The organism is Micromonospora rhizosphaerae, from assembly GCF_900091465.1.
GTDB classification, from domain to species: domain Bacteria; phylum Actinomycetota; class Actinomycetes; order Mycobacteriales; family Micromonosporaceae; genus Micromonospora; species Micromonospora rhizosphaerae.
Window position 1 is genome coordinate 1,826,226 of sequence record NZ_FMHV01000002.1, and the last position, 16,388, is coordinate 1,842,613.

Sequence of the window (16,388 nt, forward strand, 5' to 3'; positions counted from 1 at the left end):
TCTCGGCGCCGGCGATCCCGTTCGACTCCCGATCCCCTGACGCGAAGGTGGTGCGCCATGTCCTCCCATCGTGAAGCCCCGGAGATAGCCAAGGATCCGGTCGCCGACAGCTCCGACCTGTACGCGTTCGTCAGTCCCGACCATCCGGACACGGTCACGTTGATCGCCAACTACGTGCCGGTGCAACTCCCCTCGGGCGGGCCGAACTTCTTCGAGTTCGGTGACGACGTGCGGTACGAGATTCATATCGACAACGACGGCGACGGCTATCCCGACGTGACCTACCGGTTTGAATTCACCACCGAGATCAGGAATCCGAACAGTTTTCTCTACAACACCGGTCCGATCGAGTCGCTGGAGAGCAAGAACTGGAACCGGCGGCAGTTCTACCGGCTGACCCGGGTGGCCGACGGCAAGGAGCGCGTGCTGGCGCACAAACTGCCCTGCCCGCCGTGCAACGTCGGCCCGCTCTCCACCCCGAAATACCAGGACCTGGTCCGGCAGGCCACCTACCGCCTCTCCACCGGGGAGAAGGTCTTTGCCGGGCAGCGGGCGGACGGCTTCTTCGTCGACCTCGGCTCGATCTTCGACCTCGGTACGCTGCGGCCGTTCCAGCAGCTGCACGTGGCCGGCAAGAAGATCTTCAAGGCCGAGGGGGAGCCGGTGAACGCGCTGGACCGGATGAACGTGCACAGCATCGCCGTCCAGGTGCCGCTGACCCGGGTGCGCCACAACGCCAGCCGGTACGGCTCCGGCGACCGGGCCTCGGTGATCGGGGTGTGGACCGCCGCGTCCCGCCAGCAGGTCCGGGTGCTCGGCGACCGGGCCGCCGCGGACACCCCGGCCGGACCGTTCACGCAGGTGTCCCGGCTCGGCAACCCGTTGTTCAACGAGGTCATCGTCCCGATGTCCAAGAAGGACCTGTGGAACTCGCTGCCGCCGTCGGAGGACAAGCGGTTCGCCCAGTTCGTCGAGCATCCCGAACTGGCCGCCCTGCTACCGGCGCTCTACCCGGGGGTCTTCCCCAACCTGGACACGCTGAACAAGTCCAGGAAGCCCCGCGCCGACCTCGCGGCGATCCTGCTGACCGGAATCCCGGCCGGCCTGATCGACGGCTTCACCAACGCCACCGGCGACGTACCGGCCGACATGCTGCGGTTGAACACCGCGATCAGGCCGAACCGCAAGCCGAACCGGTTCGGGGTGCTCGGCGGCGACCTGGCCGGCTTTCCCAACGGCCGCCGGGTCGGCGATGACGTGGTCAGTATCGCGCTGCGGGCGATCGCCGGAGTCACGGTGCCCTTGGTGGACAAGGAGTTCAGCCCGGACGCGGCGGCGGGTGCGGTCACCCCGGGGCTCAGCGCCGCGGATGTGACGGCGTCGTTCCTCGGCGATTTTCCCTTCCTCGGCACCCCGTACGACGGGTTCAACAACCCGCCGGCGTCGTCCTGAGGAGCGGGCCGTGCACGCGCGTCACGGCCACGGGCCGTCGCAGAGCGGCAGCGTCCTGCTGCACCTCGGCGGAAACTCGGGCGCCCTGATCATCTACACCGGACGGGAGCTGCGCGGCCGGGAGATCGAGATCAGCCGGGCCGACCGGGCGGCCGGGCCGCGCAGCCACTCGGCCGTACGGGAGCGCCACGTCCGAGACGGCGTCCTTCACAGCGCCGTGTACCCGGACCTGGAGGCGGGGCTCTATACCGTCTGGTGGGACGATCACACGCCCGCCGGAGCGGTCACCGTCCGGGGTGGCGCGATCGCCGAGTTCGTCTGGCCGACCAGTGGGCCGCGGGCGGCGAACTGAGCCCACCGACCCTCTTCGGCCACCGCGCTCCGTCCACCATCTGGACGGGGCGCCGTCGGCGGGTTCCCGCTCGACGGGCGGTTGCTCCGGACTCGGGTTAACCTTTGCTCCACCACAATCCTGATCTTGGACGGTGCCGCTCCGGCCACCGGGGTACGGCCCGCCGAAGCCTCCACCGGGGGCCGCGGACGGTGTCGATGCCATGCCCGCCACGGCAGAAAACTCGGGCAACTCGCCGGGAAGGGCGTTACTCGTTCGGGGTCTGAATCGATAGGGCAGGTTGCGAGGCTCGGGCGGCTCGGATGGCCGGCCGGAACGTGTCGGGAGGGCGACTCCATTATCAAGTTTGGCTTGACGGCGCACGCATTACACGCGTGTAATTTGAATGGGGTTGTTCGCGCGGAACGCAACAAATTGTGACCGGACGGACAAGCACGCCTTTCGCGTGGGGGGTTGCAGCGGCGATGACGCCGGTGCGCGACAAGGAGGCATCTGATGGACGGCCAGCTCGAGGTGGCCGACCTGCTCGGAAACGCGCCGGAGTGGCAGGAGCGGGCGCTCTGCTCGCAGACCGACCCGGAGGCGTTCTTTCCCGAGAAGGGCGGCTCGACCCGCGAGGCGAAGCGCATCTGCTCGCGGTGCGAAGTGAAGACGGAGTGCCTGGAATACGCTCTCGGCCACGACGAGCGGTTCGGCATCTGGGGCGGGCTCTCCGAGCGGGAGCGGCGCAAGCTCAAGCGGCGGGTCGCCGCCTGAAGCGGTGCCGGGCCAGGGCGGTGGGGGCCGCCGGGTTCGGGCCGATAGCTCGGCCGGTGGGGGCCGGCCGGGGCGGGCCCACAGCTCCGGTGGGGGCCGGCCGGGCCGGCGGCGCGGCGAGGGTCTGTGTGGCGGGAATCCCGCCCTCAGGCCAGCTCGTCGGGATCGACCCCGAGCAGGTTCGCCACCTGCTCGATGATCACGTCGTGCACGAGATCGGCGAGGTCCTCGCGGTCCATGGCACGGAACTCCAACGGTCGGCGGTAGAGCACGATCCGGGGCGGCACCTCCTGCCGCCCCGGGCGACCCGGCAGCAGCCGGGCGAGCGGCACCTCGCCGTCCTCCAGTACGTCGGAGTCGTAGACGTTCAGCTCCGGCGGGACGTCCTCGACCGCGAACTCGACGCCGGCCAACTCCTTGGCGAAGCGTCGTTCCAGCGTCTCCACGGTGTCCAGCACCAGGTCGTCGAAGACCTCCGCCTTGGTCCGCGCCAGCGGCACGGTGGCCGGCACCAGCCGCCCGCGCAGCCCTCGACCGTGGCGGTCGCGGTTGGTGCGCCGGCCGGAGCCGGGGCGACGGTTTTCCGGGCTCGTCATGAGGAAGAGAGTAGCCCCCGCTTCCGGCCCGACCGCCGCTGCGCTGCTGGTGCGGCGTGCCGGTGATCCGATCGGACGAATTGTGATCACCATGACGGGCGTGTCGCAGCGCGAAGCAGTGCGCCGGAGCCGGTAATGGAGATACCCTGCGGCCGTGAGGTCACCACGGCGCTGCTCCCGTAACGGCTGCCCCCGGCAAGCGGTCGCCACATTGACCTATGTCTACAACGAATCCACCGCCGTGGTGGGTCCGCTGGCCGCCTTTGCCGAGCCGCACACCTACGACCTCTGCGAGCCGCACGCCCGTAACCTGACCGCACCGCGCGGCTGGGACGTGGTCCGGCACGAGGGCGAGTTCGAGCCGCCGCCGCCCACCACCGACGACCTGGTCGCCCTGGCCGAGGCGGTCCGCGAGGCCGCCCGCCCGGTGGCCCCCCGCCCCCCGGAGGACGACCAGGACCTCCACCACCCCCAGCCGACCGGCCGCCGCGGCCACCTCCGGGTAATCCCCCCCACCCACTGACCCCCGCCCCTTGCCACCCTCCCGCCGCGGAGCTGGGGTTGATCATGAAGTTATGACCAGCCGGATCGGCGTGTCATGACAACAACTTCATGATCAACGCCGACGCCGCGGAACCGGGCTACCGCGTCGTCGGCGGCGGGGCCACCGGCTGTGGGGGCAGGAGGCGGCAGGCGGGGGATCAGTGGCCGAGGAGGCGGGAGAAGGCGGCGGCGCGGCGGGAGGGGCGGCCCGAGCGCGCCTCGGCCTCGTCGGCGGAGAACATGAGCTTGAGGCCAGCGTTGACGGCGAGCCAGCGCAGGGGCTCGGGCTCCCATCTGGGGGAGCGGTGGTTGACCCAGGGGAGCGCGGTGAGGTCGCTCTCCACGCCCCGGATCAGGTCGGCAAGCGTACGGCCGGCGAGGTTGCTGGTGCCGACGCCGTCGCCGACGTAGCCGCCGGCCCAGGCGAGTCCCGATGCCCGGTCCAGCCCTACCGAGGCGGCCCAGTCGCGGGCCACCCCGAGCGGTCCGCCCCAGGTGTGGCTGACCGGCACCTCGGGCCCGAGCACCGGGAAGAGTTCGCCGAGCACCCGGCGCAGCGCCGTGAAGACCCGCGGCTCCCGGTCGTACCCGGGGGAGACGCGGGAGCCGAAGTGGTACGGGGCGCCCCGGCCGCCGAAGGCGAGGCGGCCATCGGCGGTGCGCTGGCCGTAGATGATGACGTGCCGGTAGTCGGAGAAGGTCTCCCGCTCGGCCAACCCGATCCGGGCCCAGGTCTCCTCGGGGAGCGGCTCGGTGGCCACCATCAGCGAGTAGACCGGCGCGACGGTCCGGTGCTGCCCGGGCAGGGCGGGCGTGAACCCCTCGGTGGCCCGGACCACCACCGGCGCCCGGACCACCCCGGCCGGGGTCACCGCCGCCCCGGCCCGGACCGCCGTCACCGGCGTACGTTCGAAGATGGTCACCCCGCGGCGCTCGACCGCCCGGGCCAGCCCGCGGACCAGCCGGGCCGGATGCACGGCGGCGCAGTGCGGGGTGTACGTCCCACCGCGTACCCCCTCGGCGGAGCAGCGGGCGGCGGCCTCGGCGGCGTCGAGCAGCACCAGGTCCGCCGGGTCGAGGCCGTGGTGGTGAGCCTCGGCGACGGCGGCCCGGGCCCGGCCGAGCTGGACCTCGGTGCGGGCCAGCACCACCGTTCCGCCGCGCTGCCAGTCGCAGTCGATGCCCTCGGCGGCGACCACCCGGCCGACCTCGCGGACGGTCTCATGCATGGCCCGCTGCATCGCCAGCGCCGGGTCCCGGCCGTAGCGGCGGGCGAGCGCGGGCAGCGAGGTGGGGAAGAGCGCCGAGCACCAGCCGCCGTTGCGCCCGGAGGCGCCGTACCCGGCGATCTCCTTCTCCAGCACCGTGATCCGCAGCGTCGGGTCGGCCACCGCGAGGTAGTAGGCCGTCCACAGCCCGGTGTAGCCGGCCCCGACGATCACCACGTCGGCGTCGGCGTCGCCGGACAGCGCCGGACGCGGAGTCAGCGGCTCGTCCAGACTGGACAGCCAGTACGACAGCTCCTGGTAGCGCATCACCACTCCGGTGGGGGCAGGTCGACGCGCAGCCGCGGGTCGGGCTGCGGGATACCGAGGGACTCGACGACCGGCACCACACCGGCCCAGACCGGCCGGTCGAGGTCGTCCTCGGGGTCGTCGGGCGGCCCGGCGCTGATCTTCACCGAGCACTCGTCGAGCGGCAGGGCGAGCACCAGCGTGGCGGCCAGCTCCTTGGCCGACGGCGGCCGGATCACCGCCCAGCGGCCGGGCAGCAGGTGCTCGGAGAGGCGTTCCAGGGCGGCCAGCTTGTCCTCGCCGTCGAGCCGGGTCAGCTCGCCGAGCACCATGGCGCACCGGTAGTTCATCGAGGACGCGAAGGCGCTGCGCGCCAGGACGAGGCCGTCGAGCAGGGTCACGGTCAGGCAGGCCGGCGCGCCGGCGACGAGGTGCCGGAAGAGCCGGCTGCCGGTGGAGCCGTGCACCAGCACCCGGTCGCCGTCGCGGGCGTACGCCACTGGCAGCGCGAAGGGCTGGTGGCCGTCGGCGATGGCGAGGTGGCCGACCCGGCCGGCGTCGAGGACGGCGTGCAGCGCGGCCCGGTTGTGCACGGCCAGGTCGGGCAGCCGGCGGATCCGCGTGCGCGGCGTGCCACCGATGGCCTCGGTGCTCGCGGTCCGGTCCCCGGTGTCGCCGGTGGCGGGTACGACGACCGTGATGGCCTCGGTGCTCGCGGTCCGGTCCCCGGTGTCGCCGGTGGCGGGTACGACGACCGTGATGGGCCGGTCCCCGGTGTCCCGGGGACCGGCCCCGTCGGGCGTCGACCCTGACCCACCGGTCAGAGACGTGCCCATGCCTCGGTCAGTACGGCCCGCAGGATCTGCTCGATCTCGTCGAACTGCTGCTGCTCGGCGATCAGCGGCGGGGCGAGCTGCACCACCGGGTCGCCCCGGTCGTCGGCGCGGCAGTAGAGCCCGGCCTGGAAGAGCGCGGTGGAGAGGAAGCCGCGCAGCAGCCGTTCCGACTCGGCCTCGTCGAAGGTCGCCTTGGTCGCCTTGTCCTTGACCAGCTCGATGCCGTAGAAGTAGCCGTCGCCCCGGACGTCGCCGACGATCGGCAGGTCGTTGAGCTTCTCCAGGGTGGACCGGAAGGCGCCCTCGTTGGCTCGGACGTGGCCGACCAGGTCCTCCCGGGCGAAGACCTCCAGGTTGGCCAGGGCCACCGCGCAGGAGACCGGGTGGCCGCCGAAGGTCACCCCGTGCGCGAACATGGCGGTCTCGGTCAGGAACGGCTCCATCAGCCGGTCACTGGCGATCATCGCGCCCAGCGGGGCGTACCCGGAGGTGAGGCCCTTGGCGGTGGTGATGATGTCCGGCTGGTAGCCGTACCGGGTGGCGCCGAAGTACTCGCCGAGCCGGCCCCAGGAGCAGATCACCTCGTCGGAGACGAGCAGCACGTCGTACGCGTCGCAGATCTCCCGCACCCGCTCGAAGTAGCCGGGCGGCGGCGGGAAGCAGCCGCCGGAGTTCTGCACCGGCTCGAGGAAGACGGCGGCGACGGTGTCCGGCCCCTCGCGCTCGATCGCGCGGCCGATCTCCTCGGCGGCCCAGCGGCCGAACGCCTCCGGGTCATCGCCGTGCTCGGGGGCCCGGTAGAAGTTGGTGTTCGGCACCTTGATGCCGCCGGGCACCAGCGGCTCGAAGTCGCTCTTGATGCCGGGCAGGCCGGTGATCGACAGCGCGCCCATCGAGGTGCCGTGGTAGGCGATGTAGCGGCTGACCACCTTGTACTTGTTGGGCTGGCCGGTGCGCTTGAAGTAGGCCCGGGCCAGCTTCCACGCCGCCTCGACGGCCTCGGAGCCGCCGGTGGTGAAGAAGACCCGGTTCAGGTCGCCGGGGGCGAGCGCGGCGACCTTCTCGGCCAGATCCACCGCCTTCGGGTGGGCGTACGACCAGAGCGGGAAGTAGGCCAGCTCGCCCGCCTGCTTGGCGGCCGCCTCGGCGAGCTCGGTGCGCCCGTGGCCGGCGTTGACGACGAAGAGCCCGGCGAGTCCGTCCAGGTAGCGCCGGCCCTGGGAGTCCCAGACGTACGTGCCCTCGCCGCGCACGATGGTCGGTACCTCGCCGGCCGAGTAGCTGGCCATCCGGGTGAAGTGCATCCAGAGGTGGTCGGTGGCGTTGGCCATGTCAGCCCCATCGGGTCTCGGGCCGGTCAGGGGTGACACCGGCCGCTCTGCCAACGGTTATCGCACAAGGGATGCGAAGAAGGCAAGTCTCCGGCGGCTTTGGCGACGGAATCAGCACGGAGCGTTTGTTAATGCAACGGAATCCGTATCAGGCCGTGCCCCAGCTGTAGGTCTGCTTGCGCAGCTTCAGGTAGACGAATGCCTCGGTCGCCAGCACGCCGTCGACGGCGCGCAGCCGCTGCAGGATCTCCAGCAGGTGGGCGTCGTTGCGGCAGACCACCTCGGCCAGCAGGTCGAACGAGCCGGCGGTGATCACCACGTAGTCGATCTCCTCGAACTCGGCGAGCCGGTCGGCCACCGTCTCCAGGTCGCCGTCGGTGCGTAGGCCGATCATGGCCTGCCGGGGGAACCCGAGCTGGAGCGGATCGGTCACCGCGACGATCTGCATCACCCCGGCGTCGAGCAGGCGCTGCACCCGCTGCCGTACCGCCGCCTCGGAGAGACCGACGGCCTTGCCGATGGCCGCGTACGGCCGCCGGCCGTCCTCCTGGAGCTGCTCGATGATCTGCTTGGCCACGTCGTCGAGCAGAGCGTGACTCGCACCCTCACGCACGGTGACGCGACGTGAGCCGTTTCCGCTCTCCACGTGCCGGTTGTTCATCTTCCGCTCCCCATGTCCGATTCCTTGCCGCTGAGCGTAGTGTTCCGGCGCAGTGTGGCGTATTTCGTGGCCCATGGCTAATCCCGCAACGGAATCCCTTGTAAGGCAGGTCACTCCATGTCAGGATCAGTCGTCCATCGCCACTGACCCTCCCGTCGGCGCGCCATCCCCGTCCCGCCGCCGACGATGACCCCCCTAGGAGTCGTCATATGCGAAGTACCCTCCGGTCCCTCACCCGCCGCGGTCTGCTCACCGGGACCCTCGGCTCGGCCGCGCTGCTCGCCACCGCAGGCACCCTCGCCGGCTGCGGCACGAAGGGCGCCCAGCAGACCGAGGCCGGGTGTAAGAGCGACGATCTCTCCGCGACGGAGAAGAAGCTGGCCTTCTCGAACTGGCCGCAGTACATCGACGTCGACGAGAAGGACGAGTCCAAGCGGCCGACCGTCGACGATTTCGGCAAGAAGACCGGCATCCAGGTCACCTACACCGAGGACATCAACGACAACAACGAGTTCTTCGGCAAGGTGCAGAACCAGCTCGCCGGCTGCCAGCCCACCGGGCGGGACATCATGGTCCTCACCGACTGGATGGCGGCCCGGATGATCCGGCTCGGCTGGATCCAGAAGCTGGACAAGGCCAAGCTCCCCAACGTCGATGCCAACCTGCTCGGCTCGCTGCGCAACCGCTCCTTCGACCCGGACCGGCAGCTGGCCATCCCGTGGCAGTCCGGCCTGTCCGGCATTGCCTACAACGGCAAGGTGGCCAAGGAGATCAAGACCATCGACGAGTTGCTCACCAAGTCCGAGTTGAAGGGCAAGGTGACCGCGCTGTCCGAGATGCGGGACACCATGGGCCTGCTGCTGCAGTCCAACGGCCACGACCCCTCGAACTTCACCACCGCCCAGTTCGACGACGCGCTGGCGAAGCTCAAGCGGGCCGTCGACTCCGGACAGATCCGGAAGTTCACCGGCAACGACTACACCCAGGACCTCAACAAGGGCGACATCGCCGCCTGCATCGCCTGGTCGGGCGATGTGATCCAGCTCGGCTTCGACAACGACAAGATCAAGTTCGTGGTGCCGGAGTCCGGCGTGATGCTCTGGTCGGACAACATGCTGGTGCCGAACAAGGCCACCCACAAGGCGAACGCCGAAGAGCTGATGAACTACTACTACGACCCGGCGGTGGCCGCGAAGCTCGCCGCGTACGTGAACTACATCTGCCCGGTCAAGGGCGCCCAGGCCGAGATGGAGAAGATCGACCCCGACCTGGCGAAGAACCCGCTGATCTTCCCGGACGAGGACATGCTGTCGAAGTCCAAGGTCTTCATGGCCCTGGACGAGAAGCAGGAGAAGGAGTACGAGGCCAAGTTCCAGCAGGTCATCGGGGCGTGAGAACGATGGGACACGATGCACCGGCCGGCGATCTGCGGCTGGCCAACCTGACCAAGCGGTTCGGGAGCTTCACCGCGGTCGACGACCTCAGCCTGACCATTCCGCAGGGCTCGTTCTTCGCCCTGCTCGGCGCCTCCGGCTGCGGCAAGACCACAACCCTGCGGATGATCGCCGGGCTGGAGGAGCCGACCAGTGGGCAGGTGCTGCTCGGTGACCGGGACATCGCCCGGCTGCGGCCGTACAAGCGGCCGGTGAACACCGTGTTCCAGAGTTACGCGCTCTTCCCGCACCTGGACATCCACGAGAACGTGGCCTTCGGGCTGCGCCGGCGGGGCATCCGCAAGGTCGCCGACCAGGTCGACCGGATGCTCGCGCTGGTGCAGCTCGAAGGCTACGGCCGGCGTCGGCCCGCCCAGCTCTCCGGCGGGCAGCAGCAGCGGGTCGCGCTGGCCCGCGCCCTGATCAACCACCCGCAGGTGCTGCTGCTGGACGAGCCGCTCGGCGCGCTCGACCTGAAGCTGCGCCGGCAGATGCAGATCGAGCTGAAGCGGATCCAGACCGAGGTCGGCATCACCTTCGTGCACGTCACCCACGACCAGGAGGAGGCCATGACCATGGCCGACACGGTCGCGGTGATGAACGCCGGGCGGATCGAGCAGCTCGGCGCCCCCGCCGAAATCTACGAGTTCCCGGCCAGCGCGTTCGTGGCGAACTTCCTCGGGCAGTCCAACCTGCTCGCCGGCGAGGCCGGCGGGACGAGCGGCTCCGACGTGCTGGTCTCCGCGCACGGCGGCCGCTTCTCGGTCCCCACCAGGCGGGCGCGCGTCGGCCGCGGGCCGGTCTTCCTCGGGGTACGCCCCGAGAAGCTGCACCTGGTCGCCAGCACCGGCGAGGTGCCGGCCGGGCACCAGCACATCGGCGGCGTGGTGTCCGACGCCTCCTACGTCGGGGTGAGCACCCAGTACCTGGTCCGCACCGCGTGGGGCAGCGAGCTGTCGGCGTTCGCGGCGAACAGCGGCCTCGGCGGGCAGCTCCCCGTGGGCGCTCCGGTGGTGGCGCACTGGGACCCGCGGCACGCCTTCCTGCTGCGCCGAGAGCCGGGCGAGGACGACCGCACCACCCCGCTGCTCGACGAACCGACGGTGGTCGTGGCGTCATGACCGCTCTCGCGCACGTACCGACCGGATCGGGGCAGTCGGCGGCACCGCCGGCGCCCCGGCGCGGGCGGCATCGGCTGCTGCCGTACCTGCTGCTGCTGCCGGGCGCGGCCTGGCTGCTGCTCTTCTTCGCCGTGCCGCTGCTCCAGCTCGCCGCGGCCAGCCTCTACGACCCGAGCGGCTCGCTCTCCACCGGGTACGCGATGACCTGGGCGATCGACAACTATCCCACGGCGCTGGAGGCGTACTGGCCGCACTTCCTCCGGTCGTTCGTCTACTCCGCGATCGCGCTGGTGCTGGCCCTGCTGATGGGCTACCCCCTGGCGTACGCGATCGCGCAGAAGGCCGGCCGGTGGAAGAACCTGCTGCTGGTCTGCGTGGTCGCGCCGATGTTCACCAGCTTCCTGGTGCGCACCCTGGCCTGGAAGACCATCCTGTCGGACAACGGCTGGCTGGTCGGGCTGCTGCGGGACGTGCACCTGCTCGGGCCCGACGGCCGGCTGCTGGCCACTCCGGTGGCGGTGGTGCTCGGCCTGACGTACAACTTCCTGCCGTTCCTGGTGCTGCCGCTGTACGCGAGCCTCGAGCGGCTGGACCACCGGCTGCTGGAGGCGGCGAGCGACCTCTACGCCAGCCCGCTGCGCGCGTTCCAGAAGGTCACCCTGCCCCTGTCGATGCCCGGCCTGATCGCCGGCACGCTGCTCTTCTTCATCCCGGCGACCGGTGACTACATCAACGCCGAGCTGCTCGGCACCCCGAACGAATACATGATCGGCAACGTCATCGACTCGGCGTTCCTGGTCCGGCTGGACTACCCGCAGGGCGCGGCCCTGTCGTTCCTGCTGATGGCGGCGATCCTCCTGGTGGTCTTCGTCTACCTGCTCAAGGCGGGCACGGAGGAGGTGCTCTGATGAGCGCGAGGAGTGCAGCGAAGCGGAGCCCCGCAGTCGCGAATGAAGGTGGGCTCTGATGACCCGACTGTCGCGGTGGATCGCCGACCGCTGGGTGATGGGCGTGGCCCTGCTGGTGCTCGGCTACCTCTCGCTGCCGATCCTGGTGGTGGCCGGGCTCTCCTTCAACCGCCCGGCCAGCCGGCTCTCCTACGACTTCAACGAGTTCACCCTGGACAACTGGCGGCACCCCTGCGCCAGCTCGGACATGTGCGACGCGGTGGTCCGCAGCGTGCAGATCGGCTTCATCGCCACCGTGGTCGCCACCGTGCTCGGCACGCTGATGGCGTTCGCGCTGGTCCGGCACCGGTTCTCCGGCCGGTCCGGGATCAACCTGCTGATCTTCCTGCCGATGGCCACCCCCGAACTGGTGATGGGCACCTCGCTGCTCGCCCTCTTCGTCGCCGCCGGTGTGCCGCTGGGCTTCTGGACCATCGTGATCGCGCACGTGATGTTCTGCGTGTCGTTCGTGGTGGTGACGGTCAAGGCGCGGCTGGCCGGCATGGACAGCCGGCTGGAGGAGGCCGCGATGGACCTGTACGCCAACGAGTGGCAGACGTTCAGGCGGGTCACCCTGCCGCTCGTGCTGCCCGGCATCGTCGCCGCCGCGCTGCTCGCCTTCTCGCTCAGCTTCGACGACTTCATCATCACGAACTTCAACTCCGGTACCACCGTCACCTTCCCGATGTACGTCTGGGGCGCCGCCCAGCGCGGCATCCCGCCGCAGGTGAACGTCATCGGCACGGCCATGTTCGTGATCGCGGTGCTGCTGGTCGGGGTCAGCTCGCTGCGTGGGCGACGGGCGAAGCGCCTGTCATGAACCTCCCGCATACCGGCCGGGCGCTGGCCGACGCGGCGCCCGTGCCGTACTGGCTCGACCGTCCGGAACGCCCCGACCCGCTGCCGCCGCTGACCGGTGCCGACAGCACCGACCTGCTGGTGGTCGGCGGCGGGTACGCCGGGCTCTGGACCGCCCTGCTCGCCAAGCGGGCGGATCCCGATCGGGACGTGCTCCTGGTCGAGGCCGGCACCTGCGGCTGGGCGGCGTCGGGGCGCAACGGCGGCTTCTGCGCCGCCTCGCTCACTCACGGGTTGGCCAACGGCGTGGACCGCTTCCCGGGCGAGATCGAGGTGCTGGAACGGTTGGGCCGGGAGAACCTAGACGCGATCGCCGCCACGGTCGACGAGTACGGCATCGACTGCGACCTCGAACGCAGCGGTGAGCTGGCGGTGGCGGTCGAGCCGTACCAGCTCGCCGGGTTGGCTGAGGACGCCGACCTGGCCCGGCGATACGGCCACGACGTCCGTCTGCTCGACCGGGACGAGGTGCGCGCCGAGGTGGACTCGCCGACGTACCTGGGTGGGATGTGGGACCGGGACCGGGTGGCCATGCTCGACCCGGCGAGGCTGGCCTGGGGGCTGCGGCGGGCCTGCCTGGCGCTCGGCGTGCGGATCCACGAGCACACCCGGGTCACCGGCCTGGGCCGGGATGGCGGGTCGCTGCGGGCGCTGACGGTCGGCGGTCCGGGCGAGGCACCGGGCTCCGTTCGTGCCCGGCAGGTCGCGCTGGCCACCAACGCGTTTCCGCCGCTGCTGCGGCGGCTGCGCGCCTGGCTGGTCCCGGTCTACGACTACGCGCTGATGACCGAGCCGCTGTCGCCGTCCCAGCGGGACGCAGTGGGCTGGCGCAACCGGCAGGGGCTCGCGGACACCGGCAACCAGTTCCACTACTACCGGATCACCGCCGACGGGCGGATCCTGTTCGGCGGGTACGACGCCGTCTACCACTACGGCAACCGGATGGCACCGGAACTGGAACAGCGGGGGGCCACCTTCACCGCGCTCGCCGAGTACTTCTTCACCACGTTCCCGCAGCTCTCGGATGTCCGCTTCACCCACCGGTGGGCCGGGGTCATCGACACCTGCACCCGGTTCTGCCCGTTCTTCGGCACGGCGTACGAGGGGCGACTCGCGTACACCGCCGGGTTCACCGGGCTCGGCGTCGGGGCGACCCGGTTCGGCGCCCGGGTGATGCTGGACCTGCTGGGCGGGGAGGAGACCCCGCTGACCCGGCTCGACCTGGTGCGCAGCAAGCCGCTGCCGTTCCCGCCGGAACCGTTCCGGGCCGCCGGCATCAACCTCACCCGTTGGTCGCTCGCCCGCGCCGACGCGCGCGAGGGCCGGCGCAACCTCTGGCTCCGTACTCTTGATCGTTTTGGTTTGGGGTTTGATTCCTGATGCGCATCCTGCTCGTCGGGGCCGGCGGTGTCGGCTCGGCCGCCGTCGCCATCGCCGCCCGCCGCTCCTTCTTCGAGACCATGGTGGTCGCCGACTACGACCTCGGCCGCGCGTCGCGGGCGATCGCCGAGCATGACTCCCGCTTCGTCGCCGCCCACGTCGACGCCTCCTCGGCCGACGCGGTCGCCGCGCTCTGCCGGGAGCACCGGATCACCCACGTGCTGAACGCGGTCGACCCGCGCTTCGTCATGCCGATCTTCGACGGTGCGTTCGCCGCCGGGGCGGACTACCTCGACATGGCGATGTCCCTTTCCCACCCGCACCCGTCGCGGCCGTACGAGGAGACGGGGGTGAAGCTCGGCGACGACCAGTTCGCTGCTGATGAGCGGTGGAGCGAGGCCGGGCGGCTGGCGCTCTGCGGCATCGGCATCGAGCCGGGCCTGTCGGACGTCTTCGCCCGCTACGCCGCGGACGAACTGTTCGCCGAGATCGACGAGATCGGGGTACGCGACGGCGCCAACCTGACCGTCGACGGCTACGACTTCGCGCCGTCGTTCTCCATCTGGACCACCATCGAGGAGTGCCTGAACCCGCCGGTGATCTGGGAGTCGGACCGCGGGTGGTACACCACCGCGCCCTTCTCCGAGCCGGAGGTCTTCCACTTCCCGGAGGGGATCGGCCCGGTCGAGTGCGTCAACGTGGAGCACGAGGAGGTGCTGCTGATCCCGCGCTGGGTGCGGGCCGGGCGGGTCACTTTCAAGTACGGCCTCGGCGACGAGTTCATCGAGGTGCTCAAGACCCTGCACAAGCTCGGCCTGGACTCGACGACGCCGGTGAGCGTCCGGGGCGTTGAGGTCTCCCCGCGCGACGTGGTCGCCGCCTGCCTGCCCGACCCGGCGACGCTGGGGGACAGGATGCGCGGCAAGACCTGCGCCGGCACGTTCGTGACCGGCACCGGGGTCGACGGCCGGCCACGGAAGGTCTACCTGTACCACGTGGTCGACAACGAGTGGTCCATGAAGGAGTACGGCCACCAGGCGGTGGTGTGGCAGACCGCGATCAACCCGGTCGTCGCCCTCGAGTTGCTCGCCACCGGCGCCTGGTCCGGCGCGGGCGTCCTCGGTCCCGAGGCGCTGCCCCCGAAGCCCTTCCTCGACCTGCTGACCAGCTACGGCTCGCCGTGGGGGATGGAGGAGCGGTGAACCGCTACGGCCCGATGTTCGGCCCGGACATCACGTTCCTCGGGGTTCCGCGGTGCACGCTGGAGGAGCCCTCCACCTACGTGGACGCCGATATCGTCATCGTCGGCGCGCCGTTCGACGGCGGCACCTCGCACCGGCCGGGCACCCGCTTCGGCCCGTCGGCCATCCGGCAGGCCTGCTACCTGCCGCACGACGGTTCCCGCCCGTCCCTCGCCCTGCGCGTCGACGGCCTGCAGGACCTGCGCGTCTATGACGCGGGTGACGTGGAGATGTTCTCGGGCGACATCGAGCGGTCCCTGTCGTCCCTGGAATCGGCCGTCTTCGCGGTGGCGCGCGCCGGGGCGATCCCGATCGTGCTCGGCGGCGACCACTCCATCGCCCTGCCCGACGCCACCGGGGTGGCCCGCCAGCACGGGCTCGGCCGGGTGTCGCTGGTGCACTTCGACGCGCACGCGGACACCGGGGACATCGAGTTCGGCTCGCTGCACGGGCACGGCCAGCCGATGCGCCGGCTGATCGAGTCCGGCGCGGTACGCGGCGACCGCTTCCTCCAGATCGGCCTGCGCGGGTACTGGCCCGGCCCGGAAACCCTGACCTGGATGGCTCAACAGCGGATGCGGTCGTACGAGATGACCGAGCTGGTTTCGCGTGGCCTGGACGAGTGTCTGACCGAGGCCTTCGAGATCGCCACCGACGAGTGCGAGGGGGTCTTCCTCTCCGTCGACGTGGACGTCGTCGACCCCGGCATGGCCCCCGGCACCGGCACCCCCGAGCCCGGCGGCCTCACCTCGCGCCAGCTCCTCGACGCCGTCCGCCGGGTCTGCTACGAACTCCCGGTGGTCGGAGTGGACGTGGTCGAGGTCGCCCCGCCCTACGACCACGCCGACATCACCGCGTACCTGGGCAACCGCGTGGTCCTGGAGGCCCTCTCCGCCATAGCCCGCCGCCGCCACGACGCCACCCCCGGCAACCCCCCTTGGAACCCCCACCAACCCCTCCTCGACGCCCGCTAACCGCGCCCCCTTTCCCCCGCGATCTTGCAGTTGTGGTGGGAATTTTTGCGGCCAAAAGGGATAAATGGCTAACCAGATCTGCAAGATCGCGGGTGCGTCGGGTGGTTGGCGCTAGCAGATCACGGGGCTGGGTGGGGGGTTTCCACAGGAGGGTGTGTTGTGCACAGGGCGGTTGGGGGGCGCTCTGGATTGGTGGTGCGGCAGGGCACCGTGCCGGCATGGGGCAGGAGCTTTGGCGCGGTGCCGATCTGATCAGCGGATCGAGTCGGCAGGCGGTACGGACGCGAGCGGCTGGCGGCGACCTGGTACGCGTCCGACGCGGCATCTACGCCGCAGCTGTGCCTGATGACGAGGACTGCCTGCGCGCGTTGTTTCTCTGCCTTCCTCCTGAGG

16 protein-coding genes are annotated in these 16,388 nt (G+C 70.7%); 11 read left to right on the top strand and 5 right to left on the bottom strand.

All coding sequences use genetic code 11. The annotated features are described in order from the left end of the window. The first annotated feature begins 57 nt into the window (after positions 1-57). The 3 genes from GA0070624_RS08870 to GA0070624_RS08880 all read left to right on the top strand — a co-directional run bounded on the left by GA0070624_RS08870 (position 58) and on the right by GA0070624_RS08880 (position 2,560). Complete coding sequence (locus GA0070624_RS08870; RefSeq protein WP_091338817.1) at positions 58-1,452, top strand: DUF4331 domain-containing protein; 1,395 nt, start codon at positions 58-60, stop codon at positions 1,450-1,452. A 10-nt stretch (positions 1,453-1,462) separates the two neighbouring features. Further along, positions 1,463-1,804: a phospholipase gene (locus tag GA0070624_RS08875; RefSeq protein ID WP_091338821.1), complete on the top strand. Its 342-nt coding sequence runs from the start codon at positions 1,463-1,465 to the stop codon at positions 1,802-1,804. Positions 1,805-2,299: 495 nt separating this feature from the next. Further along, positions 2,300-2,560 carry a WhiB family transcriptional regulator gene (locus tag GA0070624_RS08880; protein ID WP_013284161.1) on the top strand — a complete coding sequence of 87 codons (261 nt, stop codon included), beginning with the start codon at positions 2,300-2,302 and terminating at the stop codon, positions 2,558-2,560. A gap of 146 nt (positions 2,561-2,706) precedes the next feature. On the opposite strand, the gene GA0070624_RS08885 is transcribed toward GA0070624_RS08880, so the two are convergent. Beyond that, positions 2,707-3,156, bottom strand: a complete 450-nt coding sequence (locus tag GA0070624_RS08885; protein ID WP_091338823.1) for a metallopeptidase family protein — start codon at positions 3,154-3,156, stop codon at positions 2,707-2,709. Positions 3,157-3,310: 154 nt separating this feature from the next. On the opposite strand from GA0070624_RS08885, the gene GA0070624_RS08890 reads away from it, so the two are divergent. Further along, a complete protein-coding gene (locus GA0070624_RS08890) occupies positions 3,311-3,679 on the top strand; it encodes a DUF3499 domain-containing protein (protein WP_091338826.1) in 369 nt (122 codons plus the stop codon). A 178-nt stretch (positions 3,680-3,857) separates the two neighbouring features. On the opposite strand, the gene GA0070624_RS08895 is transcribed toward GA0070624_RS08890, so the two are convergent. The 4 genes from GA0070624_RS08895 to GA0070624_RS08910 form a co-directional block, all read right to left on the bottom strand. After that, positions 3,858-5,234 (bottom strand): NAD(P)/FAD-dependent oxidoreductase, encoded by a 1,377-nt coding sequence (locus tag GA0070624_RS08895; protein WP_176731631.1) that lies wholly within the window; start codon positions 5,232-5,234, stop codon positions 3,858-3,860. After that, positions 5,234-6,049: a pyridoxamine 5'-phosphate oxidase family protein gene (locus GA0070624_RS08900; protein ID WP_091338829.1), complete on the bottom strand. Its 816-nt coding sequence runs from the start codon at positions 6,047-6,049 to the stop codon at positions 5,234-5,236. The genes GA0070624_RS08895 and GA0070624_RS08900 overlap by 1 nt, the downstream gene beginning before the upstream one ends. Then, the gene (locus GA0070624_RS08905) at positions 6,034-7,380 is read right to left on the bottom strand and encodes an aspartate aminotransferase family protein (protein ID WP_091338833.1); all 1,347 of its coding nucleotides are present in this window, start codon (positions 7,378-7,380) and stop codon (positions 6,034-6,036) included. Before GA0070624_RS08905 ends, GA0070624_RS08900 begins: the two co-directional genes overlap by 16 nt. 148 nt (positions 7,381-7,528) lie before the next feature. Continuing rightward, positions 7,529-8,041: an Lrp/AsnC family transcriptional regulator gene (locus GA0070624_RS08910; protein ID WP_091338835.1), complete on the bottom strand. Its 513-nt coding sequence runs from the start codon at positions 8,039-8,041 to the stop codon at positions 7,529-7,531. 209 nt (positions 8,042-8,250) lie between these two features. On the opposite strand from GA0070624_RS08910, the gene GA0070624_RS08915 reads away from it, so the two are divergent. From GA0070624_RS08915 to speB, 7 genes are read left to right on the top strand one after another with little or no spacing between them, the layout of a single operon-like run. After that, complete coding sequence (locus GA0070624_RS08915; RefSeq protein WP_091338837.1) at positions 8,251-9,435, top strand: ABC transporter substrate-binding protein; 1,185 nt, start codon at positions 8,251-8,253, stop codon at positions 9,433-9,435. 5 nt (positions 9,436-9,440) lie between these two features. After that, positions 9,441-10,595, top strand: a complete 1,155-nt coding sequence (locus tag GA0070624_RS08920; protein ID WP_091338840.1) for an ABC transporter ATP-binding protein — start codon at positions 9,441-9,443, stop codon at positions 10,593-10,595. Next, positions 10,592-11,503 carry an ABC transporter permease gene (locus GA0070624_RS08925; RefSeq protein WP_091338841.1) on the top strand — a complete coding sequence of 304 codons (912 nt, stop codon included), beginning with the start codon at positions 10,592-10,594 and terminating at the stop codon, positions 11,501-11,503. The genes GA0070624_RS08920 and GA0070624_RS08925 overlap by 4 nt, the downstream gene beginning before the upstream one ends. Positions 11,504-11,561: 58 nt before the next feature. Then, on the top strand, positions 11,562-12,362 hold the full coding sequence (locus GA0070624_RS08930) for an ABC transporter permease (RefSeq protein WP_091338844.1): 801 nt from the start codon (positions 11,562-11,564) through the stop codon (positions 12,360-12,362). After that, complete coding sequence (locus tag GA0070624_RS08935; RefSeq protein WP_091338847.1) at positions 12,359-13,780, top strand: NAD(P)/FAD-dependent oxidoreductase; 1,422 nt, start codon at positions 12,359-12,361, stop codon at positions 13,778-13,780. The genes GA0070624_RS08930 and GA0070624_RS08935 overlap by 4 nt, the downstream gene beginning before the upstream one ends. After that, positions 13,780-14,982, top strand: a complete 1,203-nt coding sequence (locus tag GA0070624_RS08940; protein ID WP_091338848.1) for a saccharopine dehydrogenase family protein — start codon at positions 13,780-13,782, stop codon at positions 14,980-14,982. The genes GA0070624_RS08935 and GA0070624_RS08940 overlap by 1 nt, the downstream gene beginning before the upstream one ends. After that, complete coding sequence (gene speB / locus GA0070624_RS08945) at positions 14,979-15,995, top strand: agmatinase (protein WP_091338851.1); 1,017 nt, start codon at positions 14,979-14,981, stop codon at positions 15,993-15,995. Before GA0070624_RS08940 ends, speB begins: the two co-directional genes overlap by 4 nt. Positions 15,996-16,388: the final 393 nt, after the last annotated feature.